Origin of the sequence: Chitinophaga sancti (assembly GCF_034087045.1) — a bacterium.
GTDB classification, from domain to species: Bacteria; Bacteroidota; Bacteroidia; order Chitinophagales; family Chitinophagaceae; genus Chitinophaga; species Chitinophaga sancti_B.
This window is the reverse complement of sequence record NZ_CP139247.1, coordinates 4,965,605-4,981,745: the sequence shown is the minus strand read 5'-3', so window position 1 is coordinate 4,981,745 and position 16,141 is coordinate 4,965,605. Positions and strand designations below refer to the sequence as shown.

At 44.7% G+C, this 16,141-nt stretch carries 14 protein-coding genes; 4 read left to right on the top strand and 10 right to left on the bottom strand.

Annotated features, from left to right (window positions below):
- Nucleotides 1-3 precede the first annotated feature (3 nt).
- The 8 genes from SIO70_RS20365 to SIO70_RS20330 form a co-directional block, all read right to left on the bottom strand.
- Nucleotides 4-1,524: an alpha-L-arabinofuranosidase C-terminal domain-containing protein gene (locus SIO70_RS20365; protein ID WP_320573809.1), complete on the bottom strand. Its 1,521-nt coding sequence runs from the start codon at nt 1,522-1,524 to the stop codon at nt 4-6.
- Nucleotides 1,525-1,556: 32 nt separating this feature from the next.
- Complete coding sequence (locus SIO70_RS20360; protein ID WP_320573807.1) at nt 1,557-2,387, bottom strand: universal stress protein; 831 nt, start codon at nt 2,385-2,387, stop codon at nt 1,557-1,559.
- A gap of 1 nt (nt 2,388) precedes the next feature.
- Nucleotides 2,389-4,149, bottom strand: a complete 1,761-nt coding sequence (locus SIO70_RS20355) for a DNA polymerase III (RefSeq protein ID WP_320573805.1) — start codon at nt 4,147-4,149, stop codon at nt 2,389-2,391.
- A gap of 81 nt (nt 4,150-4,230) precedes the next feature.
- Nucleotides 4,231-6,144, bottom strand: a complete 1,914-nt coding sequence (locus SIO70_RS20350) for an amylo-alpha-1,6-glucosidase (RefSeq protein WP_320573803.1) — start codon at nt 6,142-6,144, stop codon at nt 4,231-4,233.
- A gap of 153 nt (nt 6,145-6,297) precedes the next feature.
- Nucleotides 6,298-7,344: a class I fructose-bisphosphate aldolase gene (locus SIO70_RS20345; RefSeq protein WP_320573802.1), complete on the bottom strand. Its 1,047-nt coding sequence runs from the start codon at nt 7,342-7,344 to the stop codon at nt 6,298-6,300.
- 178 nt (nt 7,345-7,522) lie between these two features.
- Nucleotides 7,523-8,800 (bottom strand): TlpA disulfide reductase family protein, encoded by a 1,278-nt coding sequence (locus SIO70_RS20340; RefSeq protein WP_320573800.1) that lies wholly within the window; start codon nt 8,798-8,800, stop codon nt 7,523-7,525.
- Between the two features lie 536 nt (nt 8,801-9,336).
- Nucleotides 9,337-9,810 carry a molybdopterin-dependent oxidoreductase gene (locus SIO70_RS20335; RefSeq protein ID WP_320573798.1) on the bottom strand — a complete coding sequence of 158 codons (474 nt, stop codon included), beginning with the start codon at nt 9,808-9,810 and terminating at the stop codon, nt 9,337-9,339.
- Nucleotides 9,811-9,889: 79 nt separating this feature from the next.
- Nucleotides 9,890-10,480 carry a nucleotidyltransferase family protein gene (locus SIO70_RS20330; protein WP_320573796.1) on the bottom strand — a complete coding sequence of 197 codons (591 nt, stop codon included), beginning with the start codon at nt 10,478-10,480 and terminating at the stop codon, nt 9,890-9,892.
- Nucleotides 10,481-11,410: 930 nt separating this feature from the next.
- On the opposite strand from SIO70_RS20330, the gene SIO70_RS20325 reads away from it, so the two are divergent.
- From SIO70_RS20325 to SIO70_RS20315, 3 genes are all read left to right on the top strand, one after another.
- Nucleotides 11,411-11,575, top strand: a complete 165-nt coding sequence (locus SIO70_RS20325; protein ID WP_320573794.1) for a hypothetical protein — start codon at nt 11,411-11,413, stop codon at nt 11,573-11,575.
- Nucleotides 11,576-11,649: 74 nt separating this feature from the next.
- On the top strand, nt 11,650-12,588 hold the full coding sequence (locus SIO70_RS20320) for a hypothetical protein (protein ID WP_320573791.1): 939 nt from the start codon (nt 11,650-11,652) through the stop codon (nt 12,586-12,588).
- The gene (locus tag SIO70_RS20315) at nt 12,585-13,004 is read left to right on the top strand and encodes a MauE/DoxX family redox-associated membrane protein (RefSeq protein ID WP_320573789.1); all 420 of its coding nucleotides are present in this window, start codon (nt 12,585-12,587) and stop codon (nt 13,002-13,004) included. Before SIO70_RS20320 ends, SIO70_RS20315 begins: the two co-directional genes overlap by 4 nt.
- Before the next feature lie 2 nt (nt 13,005-13,006).
- On the opposite strand, the gene SIO70_RS20310 is transcribed toward SIO70_RS20315, so the two are convergent.
- Nucleotides 13,007-13,363: a DUF779 domain-containing protein gene (locus SIO70_RS20310; RefSeq protein WP_320573787.1), complete on the bottom strand. Its 357-nt coding sequence runs from the start codon at nt 13,361-13,363 to the stop codon at nt 13,007-13,009.
- A gap of 70 nt (nt 13,364-13,433) precedes the next feature.
- A complete protein-coding gene (locus tag SIO70_RS20305; protein ID WP_320573785.1) occupies nt 13,434-14,966 on the bottom strand; it encodes an aldehyde dehydrogenase family protein in 1,533 nt (510 codons plus the stop codon).
- A gap of 230 nt (nt 14,967-15,196) precedes the next feature.
- Between SIO70_RS20305 and SIO70_RS20300 the strand changes: the two genes are divergently transcribed.
- Nucleotides 15,197-16,117, top strand: coding sequence for an AraC family transcriptional regulator (locus tag SIO70_RS20300; RefSeq protein WP_320573783.1), 921 nt, complete (start codon nt 15,197-15,199; stop codon nt 16,115-16,117).
- The last annotated feature ends 24 nt before the right edge of the window (nt 16,118-16,141 follow it).

Sequence of the window (16,141 nt, the reverse complement as noted above, 5' to 3'; positions counted from 1 at the left end):
GGCTTACATTTTTACCTGTAAAAAGGAAATACTGTGTGCAGGAGCTGTGTAATTCGCCCCTTTCATATTAGTTTCTTTATGAGAAACCACATCCTTAACAAATGTATTCTCCAATTCTATCCCCGGCGCATTCAATACATACACCTTCCAGTTCCCGTTCTTATTTAATGCGATATCAATATCCTGTTTAGGATCTCTGTTCACTACTGTAATCGTCAATATATCCTCATTTACAGTAGCAGCCACATCGAGCGCAGGAATCCCATCATTTACCGGTCCATCCACCTTCACGCCCACACTCTTTCCGCCACACAATCGCCTGTACAACATCATCGGATAATAAACCGTTTGCACAAATACCCTTGTCTTATCCGTCATAACCGGCGCCAGCACATTCACCGTCTGCGCCCACGTAGCCATTCCAATCACATCTGCATGCCTGTGAAAAATATTAAAGAACGTAGCCACACCCAGCGCATGGTTCCAATTGTACTTCACCTCCAATCCATAATCCCCCGTTCCTCCATTCTCCCATATCCCCCACTCATCCAGCGCAATCTTCACCGGCTTCTGCCTGCTGGGAAAACGATACCACTTATTAAAGTTCTCTACCTTTTCAGGCGCAATCTCTCTTATCAGCTGCGCCGTTTCCACAATTCTCTTTTCCATCGAAGCGATCGAAGAGAACAAGGTAGCTGGTTTGCCCGGTTGTGAACCTGCATACAGGTGCAGGGAGATATAATCACATACCGGATGCATTTCCTGCAGGACCTTCCTGTTCCACTCATCATTATCCCCCACCAGTACCAGGCTGATCTCAGGGTCCTGCAATTTCATCAGCTTTGCAAAATACCAGGCCTTTTTGATATAGTCGTCAGGGTTTTGTAACAACCCCGCATCCTCTCTGGCCGCTTCTTCATTTCCAAGCCCCCAATATTTAACCTTATAGGGTGCTGCATGTCCATTCGTTTTACGTAGTGTGGCAAAGTAACTGTTGCCAGTGGCATTACAATACTCTACCCAGTCTGACGCCTCCTCTGCTGTACCGGTATTCATATTCACCGTGAGGAATGGCGCTGCGCCTATCTCAGCGCTATATTGCATAAATTCGTCCGTACCAAAATGATTACTGTCTTCCCCACCCCAGATCAGGTTCCGTCTTACAGGCCGTTTATCTACAGGACCAATTCCATCTTTCCAGTGATAGATCTTTGTGACCGTACCACCGGGATAGCGCATCAGCGGGGCTTTGAGTGGCTTCACTTTTTCCAGTACATCTTTGCGAAAAGTATTCGTAGCTTCATCAAAGATACCTCCATAAATAGCCCTGCCCAGGTGCTCTATAAACTGTCCGTATATTTCCGGGCAAACGATGCCCCTGACCTCATTCACATCCACGCTTATACTGGCTTTCTCCCTGGCAAAAAAGCCCTTCACAGTTGCCGGTATCATTAACCCAGCCATCACACCACTCCCGGATTTGAGAAAGCCCCTACGGGAAAAACGGTTCACATTATTATTCATTTCACTAAAATAATAATGCTTTCTGTATTTTCTTAATGATGCGTAATAAATAACGGGAACGCCAGCCGTTGAATCAGCTTATCCGCCTTACTTTCCTGGAAGAAACGGGAAAGGATACTGCGGCCATAAGCGCCCATTACTACTAAGGTGTTCTTTTTAGGCGCCAGGTAATGGAATAATTCTTCGCCGGGTTTGCCATTTACGATGACAAACTCTGTATAGCTATAATGCCTGCTCAACCAGTCGGATACCTGTATCTGTTCATTCTCTTCTATGGCCTGGCCGCTGTTTACTTCGAGCACGGTAGCTTTTACTTCGTCCAGCTCAGGCAACAGGTAAACCAGTTGTTTCATGGCAAAGAAGGACGCTTCGCTGCCATCATAGCAGAACACAATTTCTTCGATCGGTGTAGGTTTGTAAGGTGTGATCAGCACAGGACATTCTGCGCCGGCCAGCAGTATTTTCAGCATATTGTCGGGCAGGCCTTCTCTGGACTGATCGGTGCTGAATAAACTGTCCGTCAGGATCAGGTCTACAAAGCGGCTTTCTGACAATACTTCTTTTAAAGTAACCCGTTGATTTGAATACATGGTGGCGTTGATCCCTTTCTTGCGGCAGGTTTCCTTGAACAGGCCTATCTGCTGTTCCATTCTGTCATGGGTGCGTTCCGGCAGGTCTTCAGCCAGTATGGATTCTACATAACTAAATCCGTACATCTGTTTCAGGGCAGAAGTCGTTTCACTTATCTTATCACACAGGAATACCCCCACCAGCCTGGCTCTGGTAATACCTGACAAATAGCAGCCAAAAGCAATGGTGTTTGCCATATTAGGGCCGTTCAGCACCAATAAAATCGTTTTCATATCACACGTGTTTTATATTTGTGAGCGATAATGCATTTTCGCGGGCAGTCTTAAATTCTTCGATTGCCTCCCAATGCATGGTATTCAGAATATTTTCGCATTTGCACCAGCCTCTCCTGGCCAGTGTAACCCCCAGCTGCATATAGTCTACTTGTCGCATAATAGCGGCACAACTGCCAATAGCCAGGTATACTTTTTTCTCCACTGCTCTCCTCACCCATTCATCCCGCAGGTCCATCCGGCAGGGTTGTGCATTTATTTCGAGTGCCGTGTTGGTAGCAGCCGCTTTTTCAAACAGCAGTTCCCAGTTTACTACAGAAGGTTTCTTCTTGCCAATGATCCTGTTAGATGGATTGCCGATGCAGTGGATAAATGGATGTTCACAGGCGTTGAGCAGGCGCTGGGTGATTTCCTTTTCGGTATCTTTCAGCACGATACCGGTTACCCAGTCAAATTGCTGTAGCAGGGAATCGGGCAGCGCAGGTGTGCCATCCTGTAAGATTTCTACCGTGAGCCCTTTTTTCAGGAAAGAGAATCCTATCTGTTCGTTAATGCGGTCTATATTGCTGATCCATGCAGCTAATCCTTTCTTGTCCTGCGTATCGCCGTGTGCAGCCGCTACAATGTATTCATAATGCGGAAAGGCATTCATGACGTAATGAGCCGTCGTAGCAATACTGTCATGCAGGTGTTCATCCACATGCATGCGCAGGTCGCCTTTGACCTGGTGGTGTGCCAGCAGGTGTGGCAACATATGCCGTGCTGCGCGACGGATCTCCTTGCCGCTTTCCCGCAGTTCAGCAGGAATAAAGGCAATGTCGAGGGCCTGGTAAATACTTTCTTCGCTGGCACCGGCTACATAGTTGCACATGGTGTCAAACAGGCCTTCCGGAGAAAGGATAAAGCCTTTTTGTTCGGCCAGATCGCTCAGGTGGAGCAGGTGCTCACGACTACCTGTATAATACAGCCAGCTTGCCCCAAAGGCGGTAGCACCGGCCATCCTGATGTCTAGTTGCGTATGATTGTAGAGTACTACACTGATCCTGTTTCTGCCATGGAGCACGACATTTTCAACGTGTGGCAACTGCAGGATCTGTGTAGTAACATGTTCGCGATCGGGTTCTTCCACCTGCAATACCATGTCCAGGTCACCAATGGTTTCGCAACCACGGCGCAGGCTACCGGCTATTTCTGCATGTGCAACGCCCTTGACGAGGCGGAGAACACGCAGGATCTCATGACCCTGCAGCATGGCATCCCAAAGCAGTAAACGGTTGGTAGAGGTTTTATGTAATTTGAAACTACGTTTGAGCAGATCGAGTTTGACAGGACTGATTTCGCCTACATCGTCCAGCCTGCCATATTGGAGGGCGGTGATGAGTTGATCCCTGTTCTGGATCCCGCAGGTTTCATGTAGTAATTTTACAGTAGATGGACCAAAACCCTTTATTTCCAGGAGGTCCAGCAGTTCGAAGGGAACTTTATTTTTAAAACGCTGATAGTGTTGGATACAACCAGCGTCGAGGAATTCCATGATTTCGTTTCGGATCACGTCTGTCAGACCGGTCAGTTCCCAGAGGCGGGATCTGAATACTTCAATATCTACAGGTAGGCGGCGCAGGCAGGTGGCAGCACGGTCATAAGCCAGGACCCGATCGTAGTGGTCTTTACCCATGTACCTGTAACAGGCAGCTATGTGGTGGAAGATATCCGCAATAGCGACATTATTTGGTGGCGATGGCTGATAAACATCGGTGTACATAACAAGGAAGGTTTATACACAAAGGTTCGCATATAAACGCCGGTGGGCAATGAGTATGGTCAAAGGGGAAAATGATAGTTGTCAGGTGCCCGAAATAAGCCTTTCAAACCGGATAAATTCTGCCACGCTCCATGCCTGAGCCACCGCACCTCCCGCTACATGGGGGGCATCTCCATTATACACTTCGGGAATAGAATACAGGCAACATTCTTCCAGTGCACTTTCTACATGGCTAAATAATTCCTTCAATTCCTCCTTACCTGCCTCCCCTGCTGTTTTTAATAAAGCGGCGGCATAGTGCCCCAGTAACCATGGCCATACAGTTCCCTGGTGATATGCATGGTCACGTTCCAGCTGACTACCGCCATAATGCCCGATGTAATTTGGATCTTGTGGAGATAAGGTACGTAATCCTCTTGGGGTTAACAGCTCTTGTTTTACAATAGCTACTACAGCCTTTTGTTGTACCTCGTCTAAAGGTGAATAAGGCAGTGCAACGGCAAAGATCTGATTGGGTCGTATGGACCAGTCCCGAATATTTTCATGTACCACATCTGCTAAATATTGGTGGCTGTCATCCCAGAAGCATTTTACAAAACCGGTGGCGATCAAAGCAGGGAATTCCCTCCATTCCTCTACAAAAACATGATCTCCTGCATCGCGGGCTGCATTGACACAAAAGCAAATGGCATTGTACCACAGTGCATTTACTTCTACCGGTTTTCCGGGTCTTTGTGTAATGGGGGTATCATTGATCACGGCATCCATCCATGTCAGTGCTTTGCCAGGATAAGCCGCGCTGATCAAACCATCGGGGTCCATATGAATATTGAATGCAGTGCCATACCTGTAATGATACAGGATATCTTTTAGCAGATCGCCATAAATGTTCCAAACAGCAGCAGTACCTATTTCGTGAATGGCATATTGCTGCAAGGCCCATACAAACCACATAGAGGCATCGACAGTGGCATACTTGCTCTCATCTCTCAGATTGCCCGTATTGGGCAATAATCCGTCTTTTAAGAGCACGCGGAGTAGAGACATGATACTAGTAAAGGCGCCAGCATTTCCGGCTAAAAAAGTCAGTCCTGGCAGCGAAATACAGGTATCTCTTCCCCAGCTGCCAAACCAGTAGTAACCGGCTTTGATGCTTAAACCACCTGAAGTATGAATGACAAACCGGGAGGCAGCTTTTAGCAGGTATTCTCTGGTAGTTTGGGGTACGGGCTTTGGTGCTCTGCATACCAGTTGCTGACGCTCCGTGATCGCACCTGAAAAAATCACGGAATTACCGGGATGTAGGGTGACTTCAAAATACCCGGGACCATAGAGGTCTTCCTGGTATTCATATCCTCTTTCCCGTTCTATAGGATATTCTACATTGTAGTACCAGTAACCGGCTTCTTTGAATACCGCATCTCCGGTCATCTGCAAAAAGAGCGATGAATACTGGGGATATAGCTGCATACTGATACCGTCATTTATATAGTGCACGGTCTTATCTGCGTGTTCATCCGCCCTGCGTACCCAGTGCATGTTTCTGAAAGCTAATAAAGGATGTAAGCGCAAAACAAGAGGGGCGTTGGCTTTCGTGAGTGTATAACGGATCGTTAAACTGCCTTCATCATCTATTTGTAATTCTTTACTTATCGTATTCTCTCCACATTCAAATGTCCAGCAAGGGATGGGTAGGGCTGTAAATGAGGCCATGTATTGTGCCCCATCCGGGGCATAGACGTTGGGGTATTTATGAATGCCGAGGTCGTAGGTGTGATCACCATCAATAACGGTTTCGTCCAGACTGGCGAGCAGCACATGATGGTCTTCGTCAATCTGGGGTTGCAGGGCTACTACCAGGCCGTGGTATTTGCGGGTGTTACAACCTGCGATTGTACCAGCTGCATAGTTTCCTTTTGCGGCAACTGCGAGAAATTCTTTGCTGTTGGAAAAAGCCAGGTCTTTTAGTTGTGAACGGTCATAAATTGTGCGCATGGATTCCGTTTTGTAATAATGATCTTTGATACGTTTTTTTGTACGCAGAAATCAGGCAATCGTGATTGTATTATCAATTGTCAATTACCGGATATCCTGAAATCAGGCAATCGTGATAATATTGTCAATTCTCCATTTCCGGACACCCTGAAATCAGGCAATTGTAATACTCTTATCCAGGTACACTTCCTGTACATTCCGAATCAGTTCCACTCCTTCTGCAAAAGGCCGCTGAAAAGCTTTCCGTCCCATAATAAGGCCAGTACCTCCAGCCCGTTTATTGATAACTGCTGTCTTAATCGCTTCTGCTATATCGGACTCACCTGCAGATCCACCACCAGAGTTAATAAGCCCGATCTTACCCATATAACAGTTAGCCACCTGGAAACGACACAGATCTATCGGATGCGCGGTTGTCAGCGCCTCATACATTGCATCATTGAATACACCAAACTTCAAATCCCTGAATCCAAAATTAGTATCCGGCAATTTTTGTTTAATAATATCCGCCTGTATGGTCACCCCAATGTGGTTCGCCTGACCTGTTAAATCCGCAGCGGTATGATAATCTCTTTCCGGGGTTTTAAAGGCCGCATTCCGGGTATAACACCAAAGAATAGTAGCCATCCCCAATGCATGAGCCTCCTCAAAAGCAGCTGCGATTTCCTCGAGCTGCCGGTCGCTTTGTTCAGAACCAAAGTAAATGGTAGCGCCCACGGCAGCAGCCCCCATATTCCACGCTTCGCGTACGCTGCCAAAAAGCACCTGGTCATATTTGGTAGGGTAGGTCAACAGCTCATTATGATTCAGCTTTACGATATAAGGGATCTTGTGGGCATACTTGCGTGCATGCAGGGCCAGTGCCCCGATGGTAGAAGCAACCGCATTACACTCCGCTTCAATCGCGAGCCGCACAATATTCTCCGGATCAAAGTAAATTGGGTTCTTATAAAATGAATAAGCGGCCGTATGCTCTATGCCCTGATCTACCGGCAGGATACTCACATACCCGGTATTGGCCAGTCGTCCATGCCCATAAATACGCGCCAGGTTATTCAGCACCGGGGCAGGCCTGTTACTTTCAATGAAGATCTGCTGCCAGTTGCCGGGGTGGACAATATCCTGTGCGGTGATCTTTCCGCAAATGTGTTCCAGTAAGGAGGCGGCATCATCGCCCAGATAATTGGAAATAGTTAACATGGTGTTGCTTATTTATAATTGTCCAAATCGCACAATTACCATGCCCACGGGGGTAAAAACTGTAAGATGTACAATTGCGCCGATACAATGGTCACCATTTATCAATATTAACAAAAATAAAAAGACCGTCCCAAAACTGAGACGGTCTCCCTTTACAATCAAACTACTTATTCAAATCTTATAGTACGCTTTGCATTCCCTTTTCAGCCATACCAATCATCTGTACGATTTCTTCAGCTTCCACATCATCATCTTCATCCAGGTCGCTCAGTGAGAACCGGATGTTCCCCTTACCGTCGATGATAAATTTAGAAGGCAGACCGTTCACTTCAAACAATTTAGCTACGCGGCTGTCGGTAGTACTTCTCAGGTCCATCAGGGCTCTGAAAGGATAGTTGTTTTCCATCATGTACTTAGCTGCTTCAGAAGTCGCCTTTTTAGGATCTCTTTCTGTTTCGAAGCTATGAACGAACAGGAATACAACGCTGGTATCGTGTCTGAACTTGTTGAATACTTTCTGCATTACAGGGAAAGATTTCTTACAAGGTGTACACCAGGTGGACCAGAAGTCCAGCATCACCACTTTACCTTTGAAGCTGTTCAACGAAACCTCACGACCTTTAACGTCGGTGAGTACGAAATCAGGAGCAGGTCTTTCCATCAGTTTGGAAGCGATAGACTCCTTCATACGGCGTTTAGCCACACCGCTGGTAGAATCTACGAACATGGCATAGTCACCTTCGTCACCATACATTTCCAGGTAGATTTCCTTCGCTTCGTCTCTCAGTGCAACCGTGCTGGAAGATTTCAGCATTGCATGCTTGATGAGTTCAAAAGCTTCTGCTTTCTTACCCATACCGGACAGTGCCATGATGTATGGTTCCTGTACACGGGTGAAAGAACTGGGATCGTGCTGCTCATACAGTGGTTTCAAAAGCTCGAGCGCTTCTCTGTATGCACCTTTTTTGTTCAGCACTTTAGCTTTTGCAATTGTATAATTGGTATAGTTTGCAATAAAATCAGGAGTAAACGCCTGTGAATCACCCTGTTTCTGGATGAATTCCATGGTGTCCATGTTAGGTTTTAACAATGCCAGTGCATCAACGAACAGACCTGCATCAGCCAGCTTTACAGCAGCGCCGGTAGTTGCTGCGTTTTTGTAGCCTTTAGAGGTCATGGATTTAATCATCTCCTTCACTTTCACTGGTTGTTGTGCTTCTGCCATGCTCATAGCAATAGAATACCTGGCCTGGTCATACAACGCTGTGTTCAAACCGGTATCGCTATTTGGATAGTCAGCACGTACCTTGTTAAAAGCGGAAATCTTTTTTGATAAATAGGTTTCTTCCAGTACACCACTGCTCAATTTTTCGCCAATCGGATTGTTCAACAGAGACTGCGCATTTACCTGCAAAAACGCAGCACCAAGAAGGCCCATCAGGAATAAAACTTTCATCTTCATGAGTTTTTATCTGTTTAAATTAACATTCAACTTTTCAGGCAATAAATTGCCCGGCCCCTTTTAACGAGGCTATCGTTAGTTAATCAGTAAACGTGTTTGTTATTATATATTAACAGGGGTAGATCGCCTCCTGTTACTTTTCCATCAGTCTGCACATTTCGTTCGATCGGAAAAGCGACGCAAAGTTACAACCTCTTCCATTCAAAACAAGCAAAATAATACTACTTCTTGTCATCAAAATCATTGCTAACAAAGTTTATATCCATTAAATTTTAATCCAAATAGTTACTTTTCAATATATTATATTATTTGCATTAGCAACCACTTATATTAGAAATTAACAAATATTAACAGTTTTTTAGTTATTCGATTTAGCATATATGAGAGGATAGTATCAGCGTAGGGAATAATAGTATCTAAACGGCCTGTCTATTTGGGGTGGACGGCGAAAACGGGGATATTGGGCTGGTAAGTGATTGGAAATCCAGTATTTATTAGGAGAAAATGGGGATTGGGGATGCGCAAGGCCACTATTTAGCAACGCCTACATTTAATGTCGTTACCCTGTAGCAACTTCTCGCAGGTTTCTTTTCGCCGGGTACAACAATGCGCCAGGGCCCTCTGTCTGCCGGCAGGGGTTGACCATCGCTTTCATCCGCCAGTATTACGACCTTATCAGTGAAGGCTGCATCCAGTTCAGCAAGAGAAAATACCACCGCATATCCGTCTGCGCATGTCACCAATAAATATTTAGAAAGGTTTTCGCCCCGTAGCTGGGCACCGGTGGTTACACCTGCCTGGGTTAAGATCTCTGCTATAGCTACGCCTTTGTAAGTATGGTCCTTGCCGTCTTTGTCTTTGGCAGTGACGGTGGTCCTGTTCATCTTTGCAAGATCCTCTTTTGTCAGGGTTAGTTTTTTGGTGACTTCACCAGTGACCTGGATTGTTTGTGCTTTTAATTGTTGGAAGAAAAAAAATGCAAAGAGGAAACAAATGGTTCTCATATTAATCTACCGTTTTAGTAATAGCTGGTCGTTGGCCACGGATCGGTATTCAAACTTCCAAAAGCAAATGAAACCTTATCTACCGTTTTAATAATTGCTGATAATCTTCCGCAGTATCAATATCCAATGCTCCCAAAGGAAAAGATACAATCGCAATATCTCCCGTTGACTGCCGCAATATCTCCCGTATCCCATCCTGACCATGCAGCTCCTTCAATGCAGGAAAATAATAACTCCCAAACAACACTGGAGTACCAATTGTATTTTCATAGGTCGCCCCTACAATCCCTTTTCCAGTCACTTTCTGGTGTTGAATTAACTGCCTGAGCAAACTGGCATTTACAAACGGCTGATCACAAACCATAATAATAATACTTGCAAGTTCCGGATGCAACAATTGCAATTCTCTCACACCAATACCAATGGAACTACTTATTCCTTCTTCCCAATGATCATTTTCCACCACCTCAATGGGAAGCTCACGCAATGCCTCTCCCACAAGATCCGCATTGGCCCCGGTCACCACCATCACAGGCGCATCTACCGCTGCTATAGCCTCCTCACCCATTTGCCGGATCAGGGTCCTGCCCTGGTAGCGCAATAGTTGCTTTGGCTGTCCCAGGCGGGAAGAATTTCCAGCTCCGAGTATCAATACACCATAACTATTCATGACTTAAATATTTTTTAAGTATCAGGGGTAAGGACGCTCACAATTTAAGGAAAAAAAATAGGAGACCATAATTGCATTATAAGGGTTACAGCCTGCTGGCAAGCTGAAGGCTGATAGTCCAAATGCTGCGTATGATCTCCTAGTAAGTTTATGAAAAAAGCAGTGTACCATGGTAAGTGCACAGTACATGCCAACTAAGGTAATTAATTAATTTTCAGTGATTTATCTAGTGCTCTGTCTGCTCAATAATTCCAGATTTGGGAAATTCTGTGTAAATAATGGAACGGGTTTTCGGCTCATCCGCCCGTTCAGTCTGTTGAATAGCTGATTTCGTCTATTAGTTTATTAAATATAACGTGTTTCAGGGAAAACATTTTTGTTTTAAATAAAAAATAATACTCACAAAATATTGTTACTCTCAAAAAACTTTCCTAGATTGAGTACTCTATAAAATCATTGTGAGCCCAGTTATCAGAGAAGCCCGGTAAGTTTTTATACTAAAGCCATTTCTCCAGAAATGTCAAGCAGAAAAGCACACTATTCCAGTATTTAACTCTTTTATATAATCGTTAATCACTAAAAACGCTGTAATTTTTCATACTCAAACACTCATCAAATGTCAAGCAGAAAAGCACACTATTCCAGTATTTAACTCTTTTATATAATCGTTAATCACTAAAAACGCTGTAATTTTTCATACTCAAACACTCATCAAATGTCAACCAGAAAAGCACACTATTCCAGTATTTAACTCTTTTATATAATCGTCAATCACCCAAACCCTGTAATATTCATACTAAAACCCTCATCAAATGTCAACCAGAAAAGAACGCAATTCCAATATTGTTTAACTCTTTTATATAATCGTCAATCACCCAAACCCTGTAATTTTTCATTTCTCATACCAATTAAAAACCCAAATCAAAAACGATGAAAAAGTTAGCGTTTCTTCTGTTAGTGCTTGCTGCAGGCACCACCATCGCTGTTGCCGTAAAGGCCGGCCAGTCTAAAAGAGCAGCATACTGCCATTGTGAACCCGACCTGACCTGTAATTCTACCGGTGCATGGGGTATCAAAACTCAGATCTGCCCCTGATCTACGTTTCACACTCAATTAGGCTCTTTGTTAAGAGGGTGTGAGCAACACCCTCTTACTACCTGTTTTATTTTATGAAAAGAAATCTTTGGATACTATCCGCACTCTTTTGCAGTGCATTTATCATTATGTATATACTCGTCCGTGGTGCTGAACCCGATAGGATTGTTGCAGGTGTAAGCAGGATCTACGATCATTATCAGCTGGAAACGATTGATACCATTGCGTTTCCTGGGAGGGTAAGTATTATGCGGGCTACAGGCAATGACATCTACGGGTATGTATATAGCCAGAAATCCGTTTTCAGGTATAATACGGTACGTCATCAGCTGGATACGTTTTTTAACGATGCAGTAAAGCCATTACCTATTGTTACGCGAATTGAAATTTCGGAAGATGGGAAAACGTTTTATTTGTTTGATGAAACACAGGAACATATTACCCGCTATCAACCGGCAAACAAACTTACCGACAGTACAGGCACAGCTGCTTTCCTGACACGAAAAGGAACTCAGCTACATTTTAAGGATAGCACTATCCGGGAATTCACGCACTTTGAAGATGGTGGTTTATCTGCCGATGGCTTCTTTGTGAATGATGCCCGGTACCAGTTTTATGTTTCATTTTATAATAGTGAGATTATAAAGTATGATGTTTCAAAAGGTGTTTCACAATCTTTCCAGACCATCGATCAATCACCACCCATCAATATCGCGGTGCCCACCGGTAATATTTATTCCCGCTCTCCAAAAGCGATTATCATCAATTCTACGGCTACTGCTGATGCAGATCATTTGTATGTACTCTCTTATGTGCTCTCCCAGGATGCCATCAAAAGTGGTTACAGGGGGCCTGCGGTAGATGTTTACAATATTTCTGACGGCAGGTATACAGGCAGCTTCCGCCTGCCGGGATTCCAGAATAAACCAGTGTTGCAGATGGCTAAATGTGGCGATACCCTCATCGCTGCTTATGAGAGATCAATCTTACGATTTAAATTGTCTGAAAGATGAAAAAAGAATACATTGTCACCACCATCGTAAGCTTACTAGGCTTACTATTTATGTACGCTGCTGTTGTAAAAGCAATGGACTACGGCCTCTTTTTAGCCGATATGAGCAAGTCTCCCCTCCTGGTAAAATACGACAAACAATTATTAGGTCCGGGGGTATTAGGAGTTGAGTTTTTGATTGTAGCCTTACTGAGTTTTGCTGCTACGCGCCAATCAGGGTTATTTCTCTCTTTCTTCACCATGTTATTGTTCACTTTGTACCTGAGTACGCTGTATTTTTTTTATACCAATATCCCCTGCTCCTGTGGAGGAATATTAGGCAAAATGTCTTACCCGACTCACATCGCATTCAATGCCGGATTCACCCTGCTGGCAGCCACCGGCGTATTGCTGTATAAAACGAACAATGCAAAATGAAATCAGTTAGCCAATGCCTTTATTTCCTGCTCTGTAAACACCCTTGACCGTATATGAAACCGCACACCCAAAGGTATCTCCAGCGAAAAACTACTTCCCCTGCCTGCAATAACATCCAATGTGAGCTGGGTATGTTTCCAATATTCAAACTGATCAGCACCCATATAAAAATTACAGCCGGCAACGTTCCCCAATAATATATCTGACTGTCCCACCTTAAACTCTCCCTCCGGAAAGCACATAGGCTGAGACCCGTCACAACACCCACCACTCTGATGAAACATCAGCGGCCCATGCTGTTGCCTAAGCTTCTCTATCAGTTCTATTGCGGCCGGTGTGGCCAGAATTCTTGCTATCATTATAAAATCAGATAAAAGATGAAGGGCTGCTCCCATCCGGGCAGCAGCCCCCAGTCCACATGATCCCTATTTAAAAAAATCCTAGTTTTTGCTTGCTATAAGAGATGAGCATATTTTTGGTCTGACGATAGTGATTCAGCATCATCTTATGCGTTTCACGACCAAAACCAGATTTCTTGTATCCACCAAATGGTGCATGCGCCGGGTAAGCATGGTAACAATTCACCCAAACACGGCCTGCCTGTATTGCTCTTGGCACCTGGTACAGCTCATGCGCATCGCGGGTCCATACACCGGCACCTAATCCGTATAATGAATCATTGGCAATCGCAATCGCTTCCTCCGTTGTTTTGAAAGTAGTGATGCAACTTACCGGTCCAAAGATCTCTTCCTGGAATACGCGCATCTTATTATTTCCTTTCAGCAAAGTAGGCTGAATGTAATAGCCGTTTTCCAGCCCACCGTTCTGTTTATATGCGTCTCCACCTGCCAGCACTTCCGCGCCTTCCTGTTTGCCGATATCCAGGTAGCTCAGGATCTTCTGATACTGGTCTTCACTGGCCTGGGCACCCATCATCACGGTCGGATCCAGCGGGTTCCCCATCTTAATCGCCTTGGTACGTTCTACTACTTTCTTTATAAAAGCATCGTAAATATGTTCATGCACCAGGATACGGCTGGGGCAGGTACATACTTCGCCCTGGTTCAGCGCAAACATGACCGCACCTTCCACAGCTTTGTCCAGGAATTCATCATCTGCATCCATCACGCTTTCAAAGAAGATGTTCGGACTCTTGCCCCCCAGTTCCATCGTTACCGGAATCAGGTTTTCTGATGCATACTGCATGATCAGACGACCCGTGGTGGTTTCTCCTGTAAAGGCCACCTTGTTAATCTTTGGAGAGGAAGCCAGTGGTTTACCTGCTTCTACCCCAAAACCGGTTACCACATTCAACACTCCTTTTGGCAGTACATGGCCGACTAATTCCATCAGGACCATGATACCGGTGGGTGTCTGTTCCGCTGGTTTTACCACTACACAACAACCTGCAGCCAATGCGGGGGCTATTTTCCAGGCAGCCATCAGCAGCGGGAAATTCCAGGGGATAATTTGTCCGACTACACCGATTGGTTCGTGCAGGTTGATACTGACCGTAGTTTCATCATGTTCACTGAGCGAGCCTTCTTCACTCCTGATCACCCCCGCAAAGTACCTGAAGTGGTCTACCACCAGTGGCAGGTCAGCAGCTTTGGTTTCGCGGATAGGTTTACCATTGTCAATGGTTTCTACGGTAGCAAGGTAGTCGAGATTATCTTCGACAATCTGGGCGATCTTAAGTAATAAATTACTGCGATACGCTGCGGCTGTTCTGCCCCAGGTTTCGAATGCTTTATGTGCGGCGTCGATAGCTTTGTCAATATCCTGGGCATTGCCACGGGCCGCCTGGGTAAAGGGTTTGCCATCTATCGGAGAGATATTATCAAAGTATTCTCCGCTCGAGGGTGCAACCCATTCTCCATTGATAAAATGATCGTATTTCGATTTAAAAGCAGGGCGTTCCGCCACGTTTGGTGTGGGAGCCACGGCGACTGTGTTGCTCATACGGTGGAATTTATTTCGTGAATTAATATTGCTAATATCAGGCATATGGGATTGACAGGGGGAGATTTTTGTACTTATTTATAGCACGATTGTACTTTATTAAAAAGGATACTAAAAAGAATATTAAAAAGACTAACTATCGGAGTAAACCAATCCGGCAAAAGCTTTAACATATTCTTCCAGAAAAAATAGCTTACCTTACTTATAGTACTAACAAAAATGATTTTATCATGCAGGTTAAAAATCATTTAAACCACGTTGCACTTTCCTCGTCGCGCGAGCTCCATACTTTGGTAGAAAACAGAAGGATCTTTAATCTTAAAAATTGTGAGCTAAACATTTTCGAAAGTTATGAGCAGGCTCAACATGTGCCCCTCACCTTCCACGACCTCGTTATTACCTCTATGGTGCGCGGTCACAAAGTGATGCACCTGATGGACCGTCCCTCGTTTCACTACCTTCCGGGCGAAACCGTGATCGTACCGCCCAACGAAACCATGATCATCGACTTTCCTGAAGCGAGCCTGGACAATCCTACTCAATGCATTGCACTCGCTGTAGCCGACGCATACCTCAGGGACACCATTGAATATCTTCACTCTTATTACAATATAGGAGACGATAAAACCAACTGGCAACTCACTTTTAATAAATACCACTTCGAAAACGATGACGATATCACAGCGCTGATCAATAAACTCATTAACGTATGCAGTAGTGGTGACAAGGCCAAAAACATTTACGCAGACCTGTACCTGAAAGAATTGCTGATCCGGTTGATTCAAAGTCAGCACCTGGAACAATCGCATGCGTCGCTTCACAGTTCGAATAATCAGAACAGGATGCAATATGTACTTCATTATATACAGGAACACCTTACAGAAAAAATCGCCGTTGATGCCCTGAGTCGTAAAGCTTACCTGAGCAGAAATCTCTTTTTTAAATGGTTCCGGGAACAATTTGGTATTACGCCATTGGAATATATAACCAGGGAAAGAGTGAAACTGGCAAAACAACTACTGTCGCAGCCCTCGCAAAATGTAAATACTGTCAGTAAACAATGTGGATTCAGTGATGTAAATTATTTCGTAAGGGTGTTCAAACAGTTGGAAGGTATTACCCCAAAAGCGTATCAATCCTGTATTATCTGACCAGTTACTCAAACAAAATTATCC

Excerpts from the sequence above, each read along its gene's own strand:
- SIO70_RS20345 (WP_320573802.1), bottom strand. The coding sequence starts at position 7,344 with ATGTTAACTATTTCCAATTATCTGGGCGATGATGCCGCCTCCTTACTG.
- SIO70_RS20350 (WP_320573803.1), bottom strand. The coding sequence starts at position 6,144 with ATGCGCACAATTTATGACCGTTCACAACTAAAAGACCTGGCTTTTTCC.
- SIO70_RS20310 (WP_320573787.1), bottom strand. The coding sequence starts at position 13,363 with ATGATAGCAAGAATTCTGGCCACACCGGCCGCAATAGAACTGATAGAG.
- SIO70_RS20335 (WP_320573798.1), bottom strand. The coding sequence starts at position 9,810 with ATGAGAACCATTTGTTTCCTCTTTGCATTTTTTTTCTTCCAACAATTA.
- SIO70_RS20365 (WP_320573809.1), bottom strand. The coding sequence starts at position 1,524 with ATGAATAATAATGTGAACCGTTTTTCCCGTAGGGGCTTTCTCAAATCC.
- SIO70_RS20305 (WP_320573785.1), bottom strand. The coding sequence starts at position 14,966 with ATGAGCAACACAGTCGCCGTGGCTCCCACACCAAACGTGGCGGAACGC.
- SIO70_RS20320 (WP_320573791.1), top strand. The coding sequence starts at position 11,650 with ATGAAAAGAAATCTTTGGATACTATCCGCACTCTTTTGCAGTGCATTT.
- SIO70_RS20355 (WP_320573805.1), bottom strand. The coding sequence starts at position 4,149 with ATGTACACCGATGTTTATCAGCCATCGCCACCAAATAATGTCGCTATT.
- SIO70_RS20340 (WP_320573800.1), bottom strand. The coding sequence starts at position 8,800 with ATGAAAGTTTTATTCCTGATGGGCCTTCTTGGTGCTGCGTTTTTGCAG.
- SIO70_RS20315 (WP_320573789.1), top strand. The coding sequence starts at position 12,585 with ATGAAAAAAGAATACATTGTCACCACCATCGTAAGCTTACTAGGCTTA.
- SIO70_RS20360 (WP_320573807.1), bottom strand. The coding sequence starts at position 2,387 with ATGAAAACGATTTTATTGGTGCTGAACGGCCCTAATATGGCAAACACC.
- SIO70_RS20300 (WP_320573783.1), top strand. The coding sequence starts at position 15,197 with ATGCAGGTTAAAAATCATTTAAACCACGTTGCACTTTCCTCGTCGCGC.
- SIO70_RS20330 (WP_320573796.1), bottom strand. The coding sequence starts at position 10,480 with ATGAATAGTTATGGTGTATTGATACTCGGAGCTGGAAATTCTTCCCGC.
- SIO70_RS20325 (WP_320573794.1), top strand. The coding sequence starts at position 11,411 with ATGAAAAAGTTAGCGTTTCTTCTGTTAGTGCTTGCTGCAGGCACCACC.